This is a genomic window from Streptomyces spiroverticillatus (assembly GCA_014650415.1).
GTDB lineage: Bacteria > Actinomycetota > Actinomycetes > Streptomycetales > Streptomycetaceae > Streptomyces > Streptomyces spiroverticillatus.
Genome location: BMUX01000023.1, coordinates 80,182 through 96,673 on the forward strand (window position 1 = coordinate 80,182; position 16,492 = coordinate 96,673).

A 16,492-nucleotide genomic window follows, 5' to 3' on the forward strand; every position below is an offset into this window, starting at 1 on the left:
GAGGAGCCGCCCGTGGTTGTCCTGGATTCGCCACAAGGAGCGCAGGGAGACAGCGCATCCGCCCGAGACGCCGCCGCCGTGTATCTCGCCCAGCACTGTCCCTGGGCGGATCTCGACGCGGTGCTGCTGGTGGTGAGCGAGCTGGTCACCAACGCCGTGCGGCACACCTCCGGCTGGTGGCGGCTGCGGCTGCGCGTCGGCCCGGGCCAGTTGGTGGTCGACATGGAGGACTCCAGCCGGGAGCCGCCCGTCCCCCGGGAGCCGGACTTCGCGGGCGGCGGCGGCTTCGGCTGGCACATGGTGCAGCGGCTCGCGGGTCATGTGGAGGTACGTCCCCTGCCGGACGGCAAGCGGGTACGGGCGACCTGGTCGCGGCCTGCGGACGCGGCCTGCTGAAGCCGGGACCGTACCGAACCGGGCCGGACGCGACGAACCGGGCGGGACGCAAGAAGGGCCCGGACCCCACCACGGAGTCCGGGCCCTTCCCCTGCACTCACTCCTGGGTGAGCAGTCCTTCCCGCAGCCGCTTGGTGATGCGCGTCAGCAGCCGGGACACCTGCATCTGGGACACGCCCAGTTCGGCTCCGATCTGCGACTGCGTCATCTCCGCGCCGTACCTCATGCTCAGGATGCGCTTGTCGCGCTCGTCCAGTTCGTCGATGAGGGGCTTGAGCGCCTGGATGTTCTCGACGATCTCCATGTCGGCGTCGGTGTCGCCGAGCCGGTCCGCGAGGGTCTGCGCACCGGAGTCCGCACCGTCGTCGAGCGGGATGTCGATGGAGCCCGCCGTGTAGCCGTTGGAGGCGACGAGACCCTCGACGATCTCGTCCTCCTCCATGTCGAGGTAGGCGGCCAGCTCGCTGGTCGTGGGGGCCCGGTCGAGCTGCTGGAACAGCACGTCGGACGCCTTCGCGAGGTCTATCCGCAGCTCCTGGAGGCGCCGCGGCACGTGCACCGACCAGCTGGTGTCACGGAAGAACCGCTTGATCTCGCCGACGATGCACGGCATGGCGAAGGTGGCGAACTCGACCTCGCGGGTCAGCTCGAACCGGTCGATCGCCTTGATCAGGCCGATCGTGCCGACCTGGACGATGTCCTCCATCTGGTCGGCGCGGTTGCGGAAGCGGGTCGCGGCGTACTTGACCAGGGCCAGGTTCAGCTCGATCAGGGTGTTGCGGGCGTACTGGTACTCGTGCGTGCCCTCTTCGAGGACTGCGAGCCGGGCAAAGAAAAGCCTGGACAGCTCACGGGCGTCCTTCGGGGCTACCTCCGACGGGTTCGCCACGTACGGGAGTTCCTGCTCCGCCGGTGCGGTCTCGGTCACTCCCCGCGTGGTTCCCGTCGGGACTGCGGTCGCCATGGACACGGTGTCCTCCCCTTCATCGGTGTATCAGCGCAAGGGCGCGTGTACCCGGAGGGCAGCCAGCCATTCGTGGTCACGCACCGCTAATTTATTCAACACCACCTTCACATCGCGGATTTACCACCGCCTCCCCGCATCAAGTCGCCCCAAACCGGCCTTTCCCCCAGCGTGCCACGAACGGCGGCGCGGGTCACTCCTCGCGGAGGGGCGGGTCACACCTCGCCGGGGGGCGGATCACTCCTCGCCGACAAGTCCCGCCTCGTACGCGAGGATCGCCGCCTGGACACGGTTCTTGACGTCGAGCCGGGCGAGGATCTGGCTGACGTACGCCTTCACCGTGCCCTCGACGACATGCAGCCTGCGGGCGATCTCGGCGTTGGCGAGCCCCGCCCCGACGAGGGCGAGCACCTCCTGCTCCCGGGCGGTGAGTTCGGCGATGCGGGTGCGGGCGGCGGTCCGCCGGCCGAGCTGTCCGGTGCCGAAGTGGGTGAGGACGCGGCGGGCGACCGTCGGGGAGAGGTACGCGCCGCCTTCGGCGACGGCCCGCACCCCGGAGACCAGTTCGCGCGGGTCCCCGGACTTGAGGACGAACCCGGCGGCGCCCGAGCCCAGCGCGCTCGCGATGTACTCGTCCTCGGAGAACGTCGTCAGCATCACGACGGCCGTCTCCGGAAGGAGCGTGCGCAGCTCCTCGGCGGCCCGGAGCCCGTCGAGGCGGGGCATCCGGATGTCGAGCAGACAGACGTCGGGCCGGTGCTTGAGGGCGAGCTCGACGGCCTCGTGCCCGTCACCGGCCTCGGCGACGGTCTCGATGTCGTCCGCCGAGGAGAGGATGGCCCGCACTCCGGCCCGCATCATCGCTTCGTCGTCGGCCAGCAGCACCCGGATCACTTCGGCTCCCCCGCGTTTCCGTCCTCGTGTTTCCCGGGAACGCTATCCCGCCCCCGGGAAACGGAACGGGCCCGCCTCCCCTGTCGCGGGGAAGCGGGCCCGTACGGCACGGACGGGGACTAGCTCCAGCTGGCGTGCAGCGGCTTGCCCTCGGCGTAACCGGCGGCGCTCTGCACACCGACGATCGCCTTCTCGGCGAACTCCTCCAGGGAGGCCGCACCGGCATAGGTGCAGGAGGACCGCACACCGGCGACGATCGAGTCGATCAGGTCCTCGACGCCCGGGCGGGCCGGGTCCAGGAACATCCTGGACGTCGAGATGCCCTCTTCGAAGATCGCCTTGCGAGCGCGGTCGTAGGCCGACTCCTCACTCGTGCGGTTCTTGACCGCGCGGGCGGAGGCCATGCCGAAGGACTCCTTGTACCAGCGGCCGTCGGCGCTCTGCTGGAGGTCGCCGGGGGACTCGTACGTACCGGCGAACCAGGAACCGATCATCACGTTGGACGCACCGGCGGCCAGCGCCATCGCCACGTCGCGCGGGTGACGGACACCGCCGTCGGCCCACACGTGCTTGCCGAACTTCTTGGCCTCGGCGGCGCACTCCATGACGGCGGAGAACTGCGGCCGGCCGACGCCGGTCATCATGCGGGTCGTGCACATGGCACCCGGACCCACACCCACCTTGATGATGTCGGCACCGGCCTCGATGAGGTCCCGGACACCCTCCGCGGCGACGATGTTGCCCGCCACGATCGGGACCTGCGGGTCGAGGGCGCGCACGGCCTTGACCGCGGCGATCATCGACTCCTGGTGGCCGTGCGCGGTGTCCACGACGAGGGTGTCGACACCGGCGTCGAGGAGCTGCTTGGCCTTGCCGGCGACGTCGCCGTTGATGCCGACGGCGGCGGCGATGCGCAGCTTGCCGTTGGCGTCGACGGCCGGGGTGTAGAGGGTGGCGCGCAGCGCGCCCTTGCGGGTCAGGATGCCTGCGAGGCGGCCCTCGGCGTCCACGGCCGGGGCGTAGCGGCGGTTGGCGGCGTCCAGCTTGTTGAAGGCCTCGCGCGGGTCGATGTCCGCGTCGAGGAGCACCAGGTCCTTGGACATGACCTCGGACAGCTGGGTGAAGCGGTCCACCCCGGCGAGGTCCTGGTCGGTCACGACACCGATGGGCCGCTGCTCCCCGTCCACGACGACACCGGCGTTGTGCGCCCGCTTGGGCAGCAGCGACAGGGCGTCGGCGACGGTCTGGGTCGGGGCCAGCACGATCGGCGTGTCGAGGACGAGGTGGCGGGTCTTCACCCAGGCCACGACCTCGGTGACGACCTCGATCGGGATGTCCTGCGGGATGACGACGAGCCCGCCGCGGCGGGCCAGCGTCTCGGCCATGCGGCGGCCCGCGATGGCGGTCATGTTGGCGACGACCAGCGGGATCGTGGTGCCGGTGCCGTCGGGGGCGGAGAGGTCCACACCCTGGCGGGAACCGACCGCGGAGCGGCTCGGCACCATGAAGACGTCGTCGTACGTGAGGTCGTACGGCGGCTTGAGATCGTTGAGGAAACGCACGCGCGGAACATCCAGTCGTTCGGTGTTGGCCCCGGGGCATTTCAGCCCGGGGGAAAACGCACGTACTTGATTGTCCCACGAGTGTCCGGGTTTGTGCCCTGGGGGGATCCTCCAGGTGCACCGAATTCCTCCTGGCCGATGCTCCAAGAGCGCGTACGGGTCCGGGCGGGCCGGGGGGCGCGGGCTGCCCGGCCGAGGCGGGTCCTCGGGGCTGAGGGCGGCACCCGGGGCCAGAGGACGCCCGGGCACAACGGCGCGGACTGCCGGTCCTGGAGGCTGCCCGGGCACGGGACCAGCGCCCGGCCCCTGGCAGGGCGCGCCTTCTGCCGGACCCCGGAGCCCGAGGGCGCATCCCCTGCCGGAGGCCCGGAAGGCGCGACCTCTGCCAGGGCCCCGGAGCCCAGCAGTCAGGAGCCCCCTGGCGGGCACCCGGATCCGGGAGGCGCAGCCTCCGCCAGGAGCCCCGGACAGGCAACCCGCCTTCCCCTCCGGGCGCCCCCGTATCAGCCGGCCGACGCCCGCACGTCCTCCCGCCGGACGCGCCCTCCGACCCCCGTCCCCCGGACCCGCCCGAGGTCGACCCCCTCCGCCGCCGCCAGCCTGCGCACCAGCGGGGAGGCGTAGATCTCCTCAGGAGCGGGGGCGGAAGCGGGAGCCGCAGCGCCGGACCCGTCGAGCAGCCCGTACCCGGCCGCCGCCTCCCGTACGACCCCCGCGTCGATCTCCCCGCGCCCCGCCAGCACCCCGAGCACAGCGACCACCACCGACTCCGCGTCGACGCCGAAGTACCGCCGTACGTTCTCCCGGCTGTCGGAGAGGCCGAAGCCGTCCGTGCCCACCGAGAACCACTCCTGCTCGACCCACGGCCTGATCTGGTCCGGCACGGCCCGCATCCAGTCGCTGACCGCGACCACGGGTCCGGGCACCCCGGCCAGGGCCCGCGTCACGTACGGCATCCGCCGCTCGCCGCCGTCCCCGGCCATGACCGCCCGCAGGTTCGCCGCGTCGCAGTCCATCGCCTCGCGCCGCAGCTCCGTCCACGACGGCGCGGACCACACGTCGGCGGCGACCCCCCACTCCTCGGCGAGCAGTTGCTGCGCCCGCAGCACCCAGTGGATGGCGGTCCCGGACGCCAGCAGCTGCACCGGCGCCCCTCCGCTCTCCGCCTCCTTGCACCGGTACAGCCCCCGCAGGATGCCTTCCTCGACGCCCTCCGGCATCGGCGGCTGCTTCACGGTCTCGTTGTAGACGGTCAGGTAGTAGAAGACGTCCTCGGCGTCCGGCCCGAACATCCTCCGCAGCCCGTCCTTGACGATCACCCCGACCTCGTACGCGAACGCCGGGTCGTACGAGATCGCCGCCGGATTCGTCGACGCGATGAGGTGCGAGTGCCCGTCGGCGTGCTGCAGCCCCTCCCCCGTCATCGTCGTCCGCCCGGCGGTGGCCCCGACCACGAACCCACGCCCCAACTGGTCGCCCAGCGCCCAGAATTGATCGGCCGTCCGCTGCCACCCGAACATCGAGTAGAAGATATAGAAGGGGATCATCGGCTCGCCGTGCGTGGCGTACGAGGTCGCCGCCGCCGTCAGCGAGGCCAGCGAACCGGCCTCGGTGATCCCCTCGTTGAGGATCTGCCCGTCACCCGACTCCTTGTAGTACAGCAGCTGGTCGCGGTCCACCGGGTCGTACGTCTGCCCCAGCGGCGAGTAGATCCCGGCCGTCGGGAACAGCGACTCCATGCCGAAGGTCCGCGCCTCGTCCGGCACGATCGGCACCCAGCGCCGCCCCGTCTCCTTGTCCCGCATCAGGTCCTTGACCAGCCGGACGAAGGCCATGGTCGTGGCGATCTCCTGGTTCCCCGACCCCTTCTTCAGCAGCTCGAAGGGCTTGTCCGCGGGCGCGGGCAGCGGCCTGCCCACCACCCTGCGGGCGGGTGCGGGCCCGCCGAGGACATGCCGCCGGTCCCGCAGGTACCGCGCCTCGGGCGAGTCGTTGCCGGGATGCCAGTACGGCACCTCGTCCCCGCTCAACGCACTGTCGGGGATGGGGAGTTCGAGCAGGTCCCGCATCGCCCGGAACTCCTTGCCCGACAGCTTCTTCATCTGGTGGTTGGCATTGCGCGACTCGAAGCCGGGCCCCAGCGTCCACCCCTTCACGGTCTGCACGAGCACCACGGTCGGCGCCCCCTCGTGCTCCACGGCGGCACGGTAGGCGGCGTACACCTTGCGCGGTTCGTGCCCGGCGCGCGACGTCCCGAAGATCTCCTGGATACGCGCGTCACTCAGCCCCTCCGCCATGGCCCGCAGCGCCGGATCCGCACCGAAGAAGTGCTCCCGTACGTACGCCCCGTCCCTCGCGGCGTACGTCTGGAACTGCCCGTCCGGCACCTCGCCGAGCCTGCGGACGAGCGCCCCGTCGACGTCCCGGGCGATCAGCTCGTCCCAGGCGCCGCCCCACAGCGACTTGACGACGTTCCAGCCGGCGGCCCGGAACTGCCGCTCCAGCTCCTGCACGATCTTGAAGTTGCCGCGGACCGGGCCGTCAAGGCGCTGGAGGTTGCAGTTGACCACGAAGGTGAGGTTGTCGAGCCGCTCCCGGGCCGCCAGCGCGAGCGCCGCCGTGGCCTCGGGCTCGTCCATCTCCCCGTCCCCGAGGAAGGCCCACACCCGGGACCCGGACGTGTCCTTGATCCCCCGCGCATGCAAGTACCGGTTGAAACGGGCCTGGTAGACGGCCGACAGCGGCCCGAGCCCCATCGACACGGTCGGGAACTCCCACAGCCACGGCAACCGCCGCGGATGCGGGTACGACGGCAGCCCCTTCCCTCCGGCCTCCTGCCGGAAGAGGTCCAACTGCCCCTCCCCGATGCGCCCTTCGAGGAAGGCCCGCGCGTACACGCCGGGCGAGGCGTGCCCCTGCACATACAGCTGGTCCCCGCTCCCGTCGCCCTCCTTCCCCCGGAAGAAGTGCTGGAAGCCGACCTCGTACAGCCAGGCCGCCGAGGCGTAGGTGGCCATGTGCCCGCCGAGGCCGCCCCGCTGGTTGCCCCGGGTGACCATGGCGGCGGCGTTCCACCGGTTCCACGCGGTGATGCGGGCCTCCAGCGCCTCGTCACCGGGGAAGTCGGGCTCGGCGGCGGTGGGAATCGTATTGACGTACGGAGTCTCCAGGAACTCCGGCACGTCCAGGCCGGTCGCCCGTGCGTGCCCGGCGACCCGGCGGACCAGGTGGGCGGCACGGTGCGGACCGCCGAACTCCGTTGCCGCATCGAGGGATTCACGCCATTCGGCGAGCTCGGCGGGGTCCTGGTCGGGAAGCTGGTCCAGCTGGCTGGGAAGGTTCTCTCGGAACACGAGTGATCCCCTTTCACGTTCCGGGGTGGAGCCGGGACGCCGCCCGATGGGGCGATGCCACTGGGGCTCGGACGTTCGGGCGGCATCAGGATGGGCCGACCCGATCAGGCGGCAACTCCCGCCGCCTGTACGCGATTTCCACTCAACGGAAGTTGTTTTCCGCTGCCCAACGAACGTAGGGGGCGGCCCGGGACCCGGTCAACGGTTACCGCCCAGTAATGATCGATCATCGATCATTACTGGGTACACAAAAGGGGCGACCGGCATCATGCCGGTCGCCCCTTCCCGCTACTGCACGCCGTACCTCAGTCGTCCGGGTCGGCCCGGTCCAGGGCCGGCCGCGGCGGCGGGCCGCCCGCGCTCAGCAGGTAGTCGGCGGCAGCGGTGTCCGTGACGAGGCTGGTCACGAGTCCGGAGCGGAGCACCGCGTCGATGGCCGCCGCTTTGCGCAGCCCGCCCGCGATGGCGACGACCTCGGGTATGCGGCGGAGCCGGTCGGCCTCGACGGTGATGCAGCGCTCGCCGAGGTCACGGCCGACCCGGCGCCCCTGCGCGTCGAAGAGATGCGCGGACGTCTCGGCGGCGACACCGAGCGAGGCGTAGTGCGCCCGCTCCTCGTCCGTCAGCATGTCGTGCACCGTGGAAATCCCCGGCTCCCACGACCCGATGGACACGCACGCCACCGTCACCTTGTCGAAGTACTCGAAGGCCCGGGCGATGCCCGTCTGGTTGCGCAGGGCGGCGGCCGTCGCCGGATCGGGCAGCAGCATCGGCGCGTAGATGGGGTGCGCCTCACCGCCCGACACCTGGGCGGCCCGCCGGACCGCCTCCACCGAGCCACGCTCGGCGGTCCCCGCGTCGTACACACCGGTGAGCTGTACGACCGTGCACGGCGGCAGGTGGTGCAGGGCGGCAGCCATGTGAATGGTCGAGCGCCCCCACGCCAGCCCGAGGACATCCCCCTCGTTCACCAGCTCGCCCAGCAGGTCGGCCGCGACCTCGCCCAGGTTCTCCGGATCGGGGGCGTCCTCGGCGGCATCCGCCGGGGACTCCACGACGACCGCGTGCCGCAGACCGTACCGGGCGCGCAGGGCGTCGGAACGCTCCGCGTCCAGTTCGGCGGGGACGCGGATCTCGATCCGTACGAGATCGCGCTCCAGGGCGGTCTCCAGCACCCGGGCCACCTTGAAGCGGCTGACGCCGAACTCCTCGGCGATCTGGATCTTGGACTTGCCCTCCAGGTAGAAGCGGCGGGCCATGGCCGCCGCCTGCACCAGTTCAGCGGGTCCCATCCGCATGGCCGACCGGCCCGCTGACATCGCAGACACCGCGATCTCCTTAACCTTGGTTCACTTTCACACAATGGTTCGTCGTTCATCCTGTCAGATGCGACGGACCTTGATCAGCCCTGTGGGCCCACGTTCATTTTGCCGTCTTATTACTGTGGCCGCCCCGACGCTGCGGCGACGCTCAGTGGGCGCAGGCCCAGGGAGCCTTCGCGGTGGCCTCGTCGGCCTGGTGCCGCAGCATGCGCACGGCGGCCGCCGGGTCGTCCGTGTTGTACACGGCCGAACCCGCCACGAAGACATCCGCACCCGCCTCCGCACAACGCTCGATGGTGGACGCGGAAACCCCGCCGTCCACCTGGAGCCACAGCTCGAGCCCGTGCTTGGCGATCAGCTGCCGGGTACGGCGGATCTTCGGCAGCATGATGTCCAGGAACGACTGCCCCCCGAACCCCGGCTCAACCGTCATGATCAACAGCATGTCGAGCTCGGGAAGCAGGTCCTCGTACGGCTCGATGGGCGTGGCCGGCTTGAGCGCCATGGACGCGCGGGCGCCCTTGGCGCGGATCTCGCGGGCGGTGCGCACCGGGGCGGCCGCCGCCTCCGCGTGGAAGGTCACCGACCCGGCACCCGCCTCCACGTACTGCGGAGCCCACCGGTCCGGGTCCTCGATCATCAGGTGGCAGTCCAACGGGATGTCCGTGGCCCTGCTGAGCGACTCCACGATCGGAACCCCGAGGGTGAGGTTCGGGACGAAGTGGTTGTCCATGACGTCGACATGGAGCCAGTCGGCGCCCTCGACGGCTTTGGCCTCGTCGGCGAGCCGGGCGAAGTCCGCGGACAGGATGCTGGGGTTGATCTGCGCTGCCATGCCCCAAGACTGCCATGCCGCCCACCACTTCACGGACGGGGCGGGGCCCCGGATGCACGGACCCGTCCCGCAGGTCCCGGGGAGGTGGTTCCTCCCGGGACCGTGCGGGGCCGGAACTCCCGCTCGCGGCAGCGGAAGAGCTCCCTACGCCAGACGCCTCAGCACCGCCAGGTACATCGCGTCCGTCCCGTGCACATGCGGCCACAGCTGCACGTCAGGGCCGTCGCCCAGCGCCGCCACCCCCGGCATGAGCGGCCGGGCGTCCACCCACTCCACCTCGAAGGGCGCGTTCCCCGCACCCCGCCCCCGGATCACGTCGTCGACGACGGTCCGCGTCTCCGCGAGGTGCGGCGAGCACGTCGCGTACCCGACCACGCCTCCGATCCGTACGGCCTTCAAGGCCTCCCGCAGCAGCCCCCGCTGGAGCGGAGCGAAGCCCTCCAGGTCCTCCGGCCGACGCCGCCACCGCGCCTCGGGACGGCGCCGCAGCGCGCCGAGACCCGAGCACGGCACGTCCATCAGGACGCGGTCGAAGGTCCCCGGCAGCCACGGCGGGCGCGTGCCGTCGGCGGCGATGACCTGGTACGGGCCCGGATTCCCGGCGAGCGCCTGCTCGACGAGCCGCGCCCGGTGCGGCTGCTTCTCCGACGCCAGCAGCACCGCACCCCGCTCGGAGGCGAGCGCCGCGAGCAGCGCCGCCTTGCCGCCGGGGCCCGCGCAGCCGTCGAGCCAGCGCTCGTCGCGGCCCTCGACGGGCGCGTTCGCGAGGGCAGCCGCGACGAGCTGGCTGCCTTCGTCCTGTACTCCGGCCCGCCCTTCCCGTACGGCTTCCAGCGCGCCCGGTTCGCCGCCCTCGGCCATCCGTACGGCGTACGGGGACCAGCGGCCGGGCAGCCCGGACTCCTCGCCCAGCACGTCCAGCAGCTCGTCGGTGGTGGACCTGCCGGGACGGGCGACGAGCGTCACCTCGGGCCGCTCGTTGTCGGCCTCCAGGAGGTCCTCGATGCCCGCCCGGCCGCCGCCGAGGGAGTCCCAGAGCGCGGAGACGATCCAGCGCGGGTGGGAGTGCACGACGGCGAGGTGCTGCTCGGCGTCCTCGTCGTACGGCGGGGCGACCTGCTCCACCCACGTGTCCAGGTCCTGCCGGGAGATCTTCCGCAGCACCGCGTTGACGAACTTCGCCCGGCCCTCGCCGAGCACCAGCCGCGCCAGGTCCACGCTGGCCGAGACGGCGGCGTGGGTGGGGATGCGGGTGCCCAGGAGCTGGTGCGCGCCGAGGGCGAGCACGTCGAGGACGGGCGGGTCGACCTCGCGCAGCGGCCGGTCGATGCAGGCCGCGATGATCGCGTCGTACGTGCCCTGGCGGCGCAGGGTGCCGTAGACGAGCTCGGTGGCGAGGGCGGCGTCGCGTCCGTCGAAGCCCTCGTACTTCTCGCGGGCCTTCTTCAGCAGCGGCGGCAGCACCAGGTTCGCGTACGCGTCCCGCTCGTCGACGGCCCGCAGCGCCTCGAAGGCGAGGAAGCGCACGGGATCCTTGTCGGGCTTGCGGTGCGGCTTGTAGGGCTGTTTGCCCGGCCCGCCCTGGTGGCCTTGCTTGCCCGGCCCGCCCTGCTTGCGGGGACGGTTCTGCTGGGACTTCTGGTCGCTCAAAAGGTGCTCCGCTTAGGTGAAGGGTGGTTCCCCCTCAGGTTACGTCTGTCTCGGCGGGCGGCCCGCTCGGTCGCGGCCCCGGCCCTGGTCAGGCGGCCCCGGCCCTGGTCAGGCGGTCGCGGCCCTGGTCAGGAGCTCGCCCGCGGTGATGCGTACGCCGCGCGCCCAGTCGGCGGCCTTCATCGGCTTCTTGCCCTGCGGCTGCACCCAGAGCAGCTCGACGGCGTGCGAGCCGGTGCCGACGTACACGTTGTTCTTGCCCGCGGACAGCTCGCCGGGGGCGAGGTCGGCGCGGTCGGTGACCAGTCCCGTCTGCACCAGCTTCAGCCGCTCGTTCCGGAAGACGGTCCACGCACCGGGCGCGGGCGTGCAGCCGCGCACGATGCGGTCGACGCGCAGTGCGGGCGCCGCCCAGTCCACCTGTGCGTCCTCGACGGTGATCTTCGGGGCGAGCGTGATGCCGTCGGCGGGCTGCGGAACGGGCTTGAGCGAGCCGTCCTCGATGCCGTCCATGGTGGCCACGAGCAGCCCCGACCCGGCGAAGGCGAGGCGCGTCAGCAGGTCACCGCTGGTGTCCGTCGGCCGTACGTCTTCCGTGATGACCCCGTACACGGGACCGGAGTCGAGCCCCTGCTCGATCTGGAAGGTGGAAGCGCCCGTCACCTCGTCGCCCGCCATCACCGAGTGCTGGACCGGGGCCGCGCCGCGCCAGGCGGGCAGCAGCGAGAAGTGCAGGTTGACCCAGCCGTGCGTGGGGATCTCCAGCGCGGACTTGGGCAGCAGCGCGCCGTACGCGACGACCGGGCAGCAGTCCGGGCCGATCTCGCGCAGCCGCGCCTGGAACTCCTCGTCGCGCGGCTTCACCGGCTTGAGCACCTCGATGCCCGCCTCCTGCGCACGCTCCGCGACGGGGCTCGCGACGAGGCGCCGACCGCGCCCGGCCGGGGCGTCGGGCCGGGTGACGACGGCGACCACCTCGTGCCGCGAGGCGATCAGGGCGTCCAGAGCGGGGACGGCGACCTCGGGGGTGCCGGCGAAGACGAGCTTCATGGGGGTACGAGCCTCTCGTTCGGGCGAATGAACGGCCCGGCGGCGGTGCGGACGCGGGCAGCGCACCAGTCTATGGGCGTGTCCCCCGGACCGCCCCGGCGGGCGTCAACGGCAGCGGACCCACCCGCGCCCCGGCGGCTTCGAACGCTCCGGCGGCCGGGGGCGTACGCATGTCCGTGCGCCCCGCGCATATGCGGACACGCCCCTGGAGCGTGACCACAACACCGGGTGGCGCGTTGGTCAAAAGAGATTGACCGAAACGGGTCGTCGACCTGACGGCCCCGTCCTTCTTCGTCCTTCTTCATTCAACGCCGGTTCGAGAGGCTTTTTCATGGCCGACCACGCAACCCATGACGCCCAAGCGCGGGCCAGCCTGCACCTGTTGGTACGGGACATCGAGCGGGTCCGCCGGCAGGTGGACGCACTGCGTACCCTCACCGCCCAGCTGGGCAACGTCTACCGCCCGCGCCGATCGGGTCCCTCCACGGGCTTCGTCGTGTACGGGCGGGCCCCTGCCCCGACCGTCCGCCTCGCGCAGGAACTGCGGGACAGCGTCGAGACCCTGGTGACCGCCGCCGTGGACTTCGACCGCTCGCTCGGATTCTCGTGGGACGCGGTGGGTTCGGCGCTCGGGGTCACCAAGCAGGCGGTGCACCGCCGGTACGGTGCGCGCCGGGCGACCGCACAGTCCGCGGCCGGGGCCACCCAGGACCCGACCAGCGCGGACACCGCGTCCTCCGGGGGCTCGATCTCCCCCGCCTCCCCCGCGGCGGCGTCGAACGGGGCGGTCACGACCGCGCCGGCTCCGACGGTGACGCGGACGATGCCGGGGATGCTTCCGGCGGTTCCCGCTGCTCGGTCGATGCCGCCGCAGCCGACGGCCTCCAGCCAGTCGCTCCGCGAGGAGTCCCGGCCCACGCCACCCCCCTTCCCCAGCCCCCGCAACGGCTGACCCCCCTCCTCCCCTCCAAGGCCCCCGCCCACCCCCGGCGGGGGCCTTCTCCCTGCCCCCTCCCGGCAGGGGCCTTCCCCCTGCTCCCTCCCGGCAGGGGCCCCCTGCCCCTGGCTGTGAAGCCGCCCCCCTTCCCTCCCCCTAGCCCCCTTGGGCGGCGGGGCCGCCCCCCCCCGGGGGCGGAACGGGCGGGCAAGGGGGCGGTACGCCCGATCCGGGCCCAGCCCCGTTCCGGCCCTCTCGCCACCGGCCCGGGCCCGCACCCCCCGGTACCGGCCCGCCCCCTCCCGGCCCGAGGGCCCGCACCCCCGGCCACCGGCCCACCGCCCCACCCCTCACCCGATGTCCGGCGGATCCACCCTGATCCGCACCCCCTCTCCCCCACCCCCCTTCGCCATCCGCGCCGCCTGCGCCACCTTCAACGCCCCCGCCAACGCCGCCCCCTTCCCCTGCGGCACCCTCACCAGCGCCCTCTCCCACCGCTCCCCCACCGGCGGATCCTGCGCCCGCCGCGGCCTCCCCGCCTCCGTCACCGGCAGCGGGATCGGCCCCAACACCTCCGCCTCCACGGGCAGTTCCGCGACCCGCAGGAACTCCTCCAGGTCCTCCGCGCGCCCGCTGACCGCCGCCATCCGCGACACCGGCGGAAACCCCAGCTCGGCCCGCTCAGCCAACTCCCGCTGTGCGTTGCCCACGGGGTCCCACCGCACCAGCGCCTGCACGGGCCGCAGCGTCGGCTCGGCGACGACGACCACGACCCCGCCCGCCTCCTGCCCCCGCACCAGAGAGGCCGCCGCGATCCACCGCCGCAGCGCGTCCTCCCCGGCCCGCAGGTCGGGCCGCCCGAGCATGGCCCACCCGTCGAGCAGCAGCGCCGCCGCGTACCCGCCCTCGGCCACCGGTTCGGCCCCCGGCGTGCTCACGACCAGCGCCGGAGCCCCCGGCACCACGTCCAGCACGTGATCCCGCCCCGAGGTCCGCACCGGCACCGCCGGAAACGCCCGTCCCAGCTCCTCGGCCGTCCTCCGCGCCCCGACGATCTGCGCCCGCAGCCGGTTGAACCCGCACTCCACGCACCGCCACTCGCTCTCGGTCCGCCCGCACCACCCGCACTGCAAGTCCCGCGCGTCCGGGGCCTCCAGGGGCCCGGCACAGTGCCGGCACCGGGCGGGCGTCCGGCACCGCTCGCACGCCAACCTCGGGACATACCCACGCCTCGGCACCTGCACCAGCACGGGACCGGTTTTCAGCCCCTCCCGCACGGTCTGCCAGGCCAGGCTCGGCAGCCGCGCGGCCCGCGCCGCCTCGTCGCGCGCCAACTCCTGGTCGCCCACGGTCCGTACGAGCGGAGCAGCCCTGCGCACCTGCTCCCGGGAGGCCGCCAACGGCCGCGCCCACCCGCCGGCCACCAGCTGCGCGGCCTCGACCGTGCAGCTCGTACTCCCCAGCAGGAACGCGCACTTGTCGAGCGTCGCCCGCAGCTCCAGCACTTCCCGCGCATGCGGCAGCGGAGCATGCAGCTCGCTCAAATTGGAATCCCCGTCGTCCCACACCACGACCAGCCCCAGGTCCCGGACCGGCGCGAACATCGCCGACCTGGTCCCCACCACCGCCCGCACGGCCCCGCGTCGTACGGCGAGCCACTCCCGGTACCGCTTCTCCGGCCCGGCATCGGCGGTGAGTACCGCATGGCGCCCCTCCCCGAGCACTCCACGGAGCGCGGCGTCCACCCGCTCCACACTCCGCCCGTCCGGCACGACGACAACAGCCCCCCGCCCGGAAGCAAGCGTCGCCCCGACCGCCCGCGCGATCTCCTCGGCCCACAACGGCCCCGGCAACGCCGTCCACACGGCCCGGGGCGCGCCCCCACGGGCCAGCGCGTCCAGAAAGGCCGCCCCCTGCTCGTACCGCCCCCAACTCCCCGCCTCAGGCACCCCGGGCGGGGTCAGCGGCGCCGGAAGCTCCTTCTTCTCCGCCTTCGCGTTCCTCGGCGGAATCGCCAACTGCAGCACATCCGCCAGGCTCCCCGCGTACCGGTCGGCGACCGCCCGCGCCAGCCCCAGCAGCTCCGCGCTCAGCACCGGCTCCGGCGACACCACCTGCGCGAGCGCGGCCAACGGCCCGTGGTAGTCCGACTCGGCGACCCGCTCGACGATGAACCCGTCGATGAGCCCCCCGCCCTCCCTGCGCCCGTCCCGCACCCGGTGCGCCCCGGCCCCGAACCGCACCCGCACCCGCACCCCTGGCTGCGCCTCGGCGTCCAGCTCCTCGGTCACGGCGTAGTCGAAGTACCGGTCGAGATGCAGCACACCCTTGTTCACCATGACCCGCGCGACGGGCAGCTCCTTGGCCAGCGGCGCCCCCCGCCAGGTCCTCGGCTTGGCCTTCGGCACCTGCTTCTCGTGCCGAAGGAACTCCCGCATCAGCGCAAGCTGCTCGGGCGGCCCCTCCACCGGACTCTGCTCCTGCTCCTGCTCGTCGTTGCTGCTCACAGCCCCATAGTTACCACCCCCCTCTGACAACCGACCTGTCCGAGCCTGCCCCGCACCGCCCGAATTCGCCGTATCGCCGGCACGAAATGAATCAGGTTCCCTCCACTTCGGGAAACGCCCGAGATCCGAGCGACAAGCGGCTCACGCCCCGCAGGGCGTCTCGTGCCTTGGTCCACTCGGCCACACCGGCCCCGAAGGAACCGGCGGCGGGATTCGAACCCGCGAGGGCTTGCGCCCAAGAAGTATCCGCTCGTCTGCGCACCGGGCTGCGCCCAGCCTAGGGCCCGACTGACCGTCCGCCCACGGCTTTTGCGTACGTACGGAAAAGCGCGACGGCCCCGCACCGCGTTCCAGCGGTCCGGGGCCGTCGCGCAAGCGAGGACTGTGAGGCTCTACAGGCCCGCGGCCTTCTTCAGGGCCTCCACGCGGTCCGTGCGCTCCCACGTGAAGTCGGGCAGCTCACGGCCGAAGTGGCCGTACGCGGCGGTCTGCGCGTAGATCGGGCGCAGCAGGTCGAGGTCGCGGATGATCGCGGCCGGGCGGAGGTCGAAGACCTCGGCGATGGCGTGCTCGATCCGGTCGGTGTCGATGGTGGCGGTGCCGAAGGTCTCGACGAAGAGACCGACCGGCTCGGCCTTGCCGATCGCGTACGCGACCTGGACCTCGCAGCGGGCCGCGAGACCGGCGGCCACGACATTCTTGGCGACCCAGCGCATCGCGTACGCGGCCGAGCGGTCGACCTTGGACGGGTCCTTGCCCGAGAAGGCGCCGCCGCCGTGACGGGCCATGCCGCCGTACGTGTCGATGATGATCTTGCGGCCGGTGAGGCCGGCGTCGCCCATCGGGCCGCCGATCTCGAAGCGGCCGGTCGGGTTCACCAGGAGGCGGTAGCCCTCGGTGTCCAGCTTGATGCCGTCCTCGACGAGCTGCTTGAGGACGTGCTCGACGACGAACTCGCGGATGTCGGGCGCGAGCAGCGAGTCCAGGTCGATGTCGGACGCGTGCTGCGAGGAGACGACGAC

At 72.4% G+C, this 16,492-nt stretch carries 12 protein-coding genes; 2 read left to right on the top strand and 10 right to left on the bottom strand.

The window, feature by feature from the left end; genetic code table 11:
- Nucleotides 1–12 precede the first annotated feature (12 nt).
- Nucleotides 13–396, top strand: a complete 384-nt coding sequence (locus IE269_RS37825; RefSeq protein ID WP_229898548.1) for an ATP-binding protein — start codon at nucleotides 13–15, stop codon at nucleotides 394–396.
- A gap of 97 nt (nucleotides 397–493) precedes the next feature.
- On the opposite strand, the gene IE269_RS37830 is transcribed toward IE269_RS37825, so the two are convergent.
- The 8 genes from IE269_RS37830 to fmt all read right to left on the bottom strand — a co-directional run bounded on the left by IE269_RS37830 (nucleotide 494) and on the right by fmt (nucleotide 12,026).
- Nucleotides 494–1,360, bottom strand: coding sequence for an RNA polymerase sigma factor SigF (locus IE269_RS37830; protein ID WP_189827852.1), 867 nt, complete (start codon nucleotides 1,358–1,360; stop codon nucleotides 494–496).
- A 237-nt stretch (nucleotides 1,361–1,597) separates the two neighbouring features.
- The gene (locus IE269_RS37835; RefSeq protein ID WP_189827853.1) at nucleotides 1,598–2,254 is read right to left on the bottom strand and encodes a response regulator; all 657 of its coding nucleotides are present in this window, start codon (nucleotides 2,252–2,254) and stop codon (nucleotides 1,598–1,600) included.
- Between the two features lie 119 nt (nucleotides 2,255–2,373).
- The gene (locus tag IE269_RS37840; RefSeq protein ID WP_189827854.1) at nucleotides 2,374–3,816 is read right to left on the bottom strand and encodes a GuaB1 family IMP dehydrogenase-related protein; all 1,443 of its coding nucleotides are present in this window, start codon (nucleotides 3,814–3,816) and stop codon (nucleotides 2,374–2,376) included.
- Nucleotides 3,817–4,319: 503 nt separating this feature from the next.
- Entirely contained in the window at nucleotides 4,320–7,169 is a 2,850-nt protein-coding gene (gene aceE / locus IE269_RS37845) for a pyruvate dehydrogenase (acetyl-transferring), homodimeric type (protein WP_189827855.1), read from the bottom strand.
- Between the two features lie 305 nt (nucleotides 7,170–7,474).
- On the bottom strand, nucleotides 7,475–8,488 hold the full coding sequence (locus IE269_RS37850) for a sugar-binding transcriptional regulator (protein WP_189827867.1): 1,014 nt from the start codon (nucleotides 8,486–8,488) through the stop codon (nucleotides 7,475–7,477).
- A gap of 151 nt (nucleotides 8,489–8,639) precedes the next feature.
- Complete coding sequence (gene rpe / locus IE269_RS37855; protein ID WP_189827856.1) at nucleotides 8,640–9,326, bottom strand: ribulose-phosphate 3-epimerase; 687 nt, start codon at nucleotides 9,324–9,326, stop codon at nucleotides 8,640–8,642.
- A 144-nt stretch (nucleotides 9,327–9,470) separates the two neighbouring features.
- Nucleotides 9,471–10,853: an RsmB/NOP family class I SAM-dependent RNA methyltransferase gene (locus tag IE269_RS37860; RefSeq protein ID WP_229898555.1), complete on the bottom strand. Its 1,383-nt coding sequence runs from the start codon at nucleotides 10,851–10,853 to the stop codon at nucleotides 9,471–9,473.
- Nucleotides 10,854–11,084: 231 nt separating this feature from the next.
- The gene (gene fmt / locus IE269_RS37865) at nucleotides 11,085–12,026 is read right to left on the bottom strand and encodes a methionyl-tRNA formyltransferase (protein ID WP_189827858.1); all 942 of its coding nucleotides are present in this window, start codon (nucleotides 12,024–12,026) and stop codon (nucleotides 11,085–11,087) included.
- A 331-nt stretch (nucleotides 12,027–12,357) separates the two neighbouring features.
- Here fmt and IE269_RS37870 point away from each other — a divergent pair, with 331 nt between their 5' ends.
- Nucleotides 12,358–12,978 (top strand): hypothetical protein, encoded by a 621-nt coding sequence (locus IE269_RS37870; RefSeq protein ID WP_189827859.1) that lies wholly within the window; start codon nucleotides 12,358–12,360, stop codon nucleotides 12,976–12,978.
- A gap of 335 nt (nucleotides 12,979–13,313) precedes the next feature.
- Here IE269_RS37870 and IE269_RS37875 read toward each other — a convergent pair whose 3' ends face one another.
- Entirely contained in the window at nucleotides 13,314–15,470 is a 2,157-nt protein-coding gene (locus IE269_RS37875) for a primosomal protein N' (RefSeq protein ID WP_189827860.1), read from the bottom strand.
- 392 nt (nucleotides 15,471–15,862) lie between these two features.
- Nucleotides 15,863–16,492 (bottom strand): methionine adenosyltransferase domain-containing protein (locus IE269_RS37880; RefSeq protein ID WP_189827861.1); only part of this gene is annotated, 630 nt, incomplete at its 5' end.

Coding starts and splice junctions, on each gene's coding strand:
- IE269_RS37850 (WP_189827867.1), bottom strand. CDS start 8,488: ATGTCAGCGGGCCGGTCGGCCATGCGGATGGGACCCGCTGAACTGGTG.
- IE269_RS37830 (WP_189827852.1), bottom strand. CDS start 1,360: ATGGCGACCGCAGTCCCGACGGGAACCACGCGGGGAGTGACCGAGACC.
- IE269_RS37870 (WP_189827859.1), top strand. CDS start 12,358: ATGGCCGACCACGCAACCCATGACGCCCAAGCGCGGGCCAGCCTGCAC.
- fmt (WP_189827858.1), bottom strand. CDS start 12,026: ATGAAGCTCGTCTTCGCCGGCACCCCCGAGGTCGCCGTCCCCGCTCTG.
- rpe (WP_189827856.1), bottom strand. CDS start 9,326: ATGGCAGCGCAGATCAACCCCAGCATCCTGTCCGCGGACTTCGCCCGG.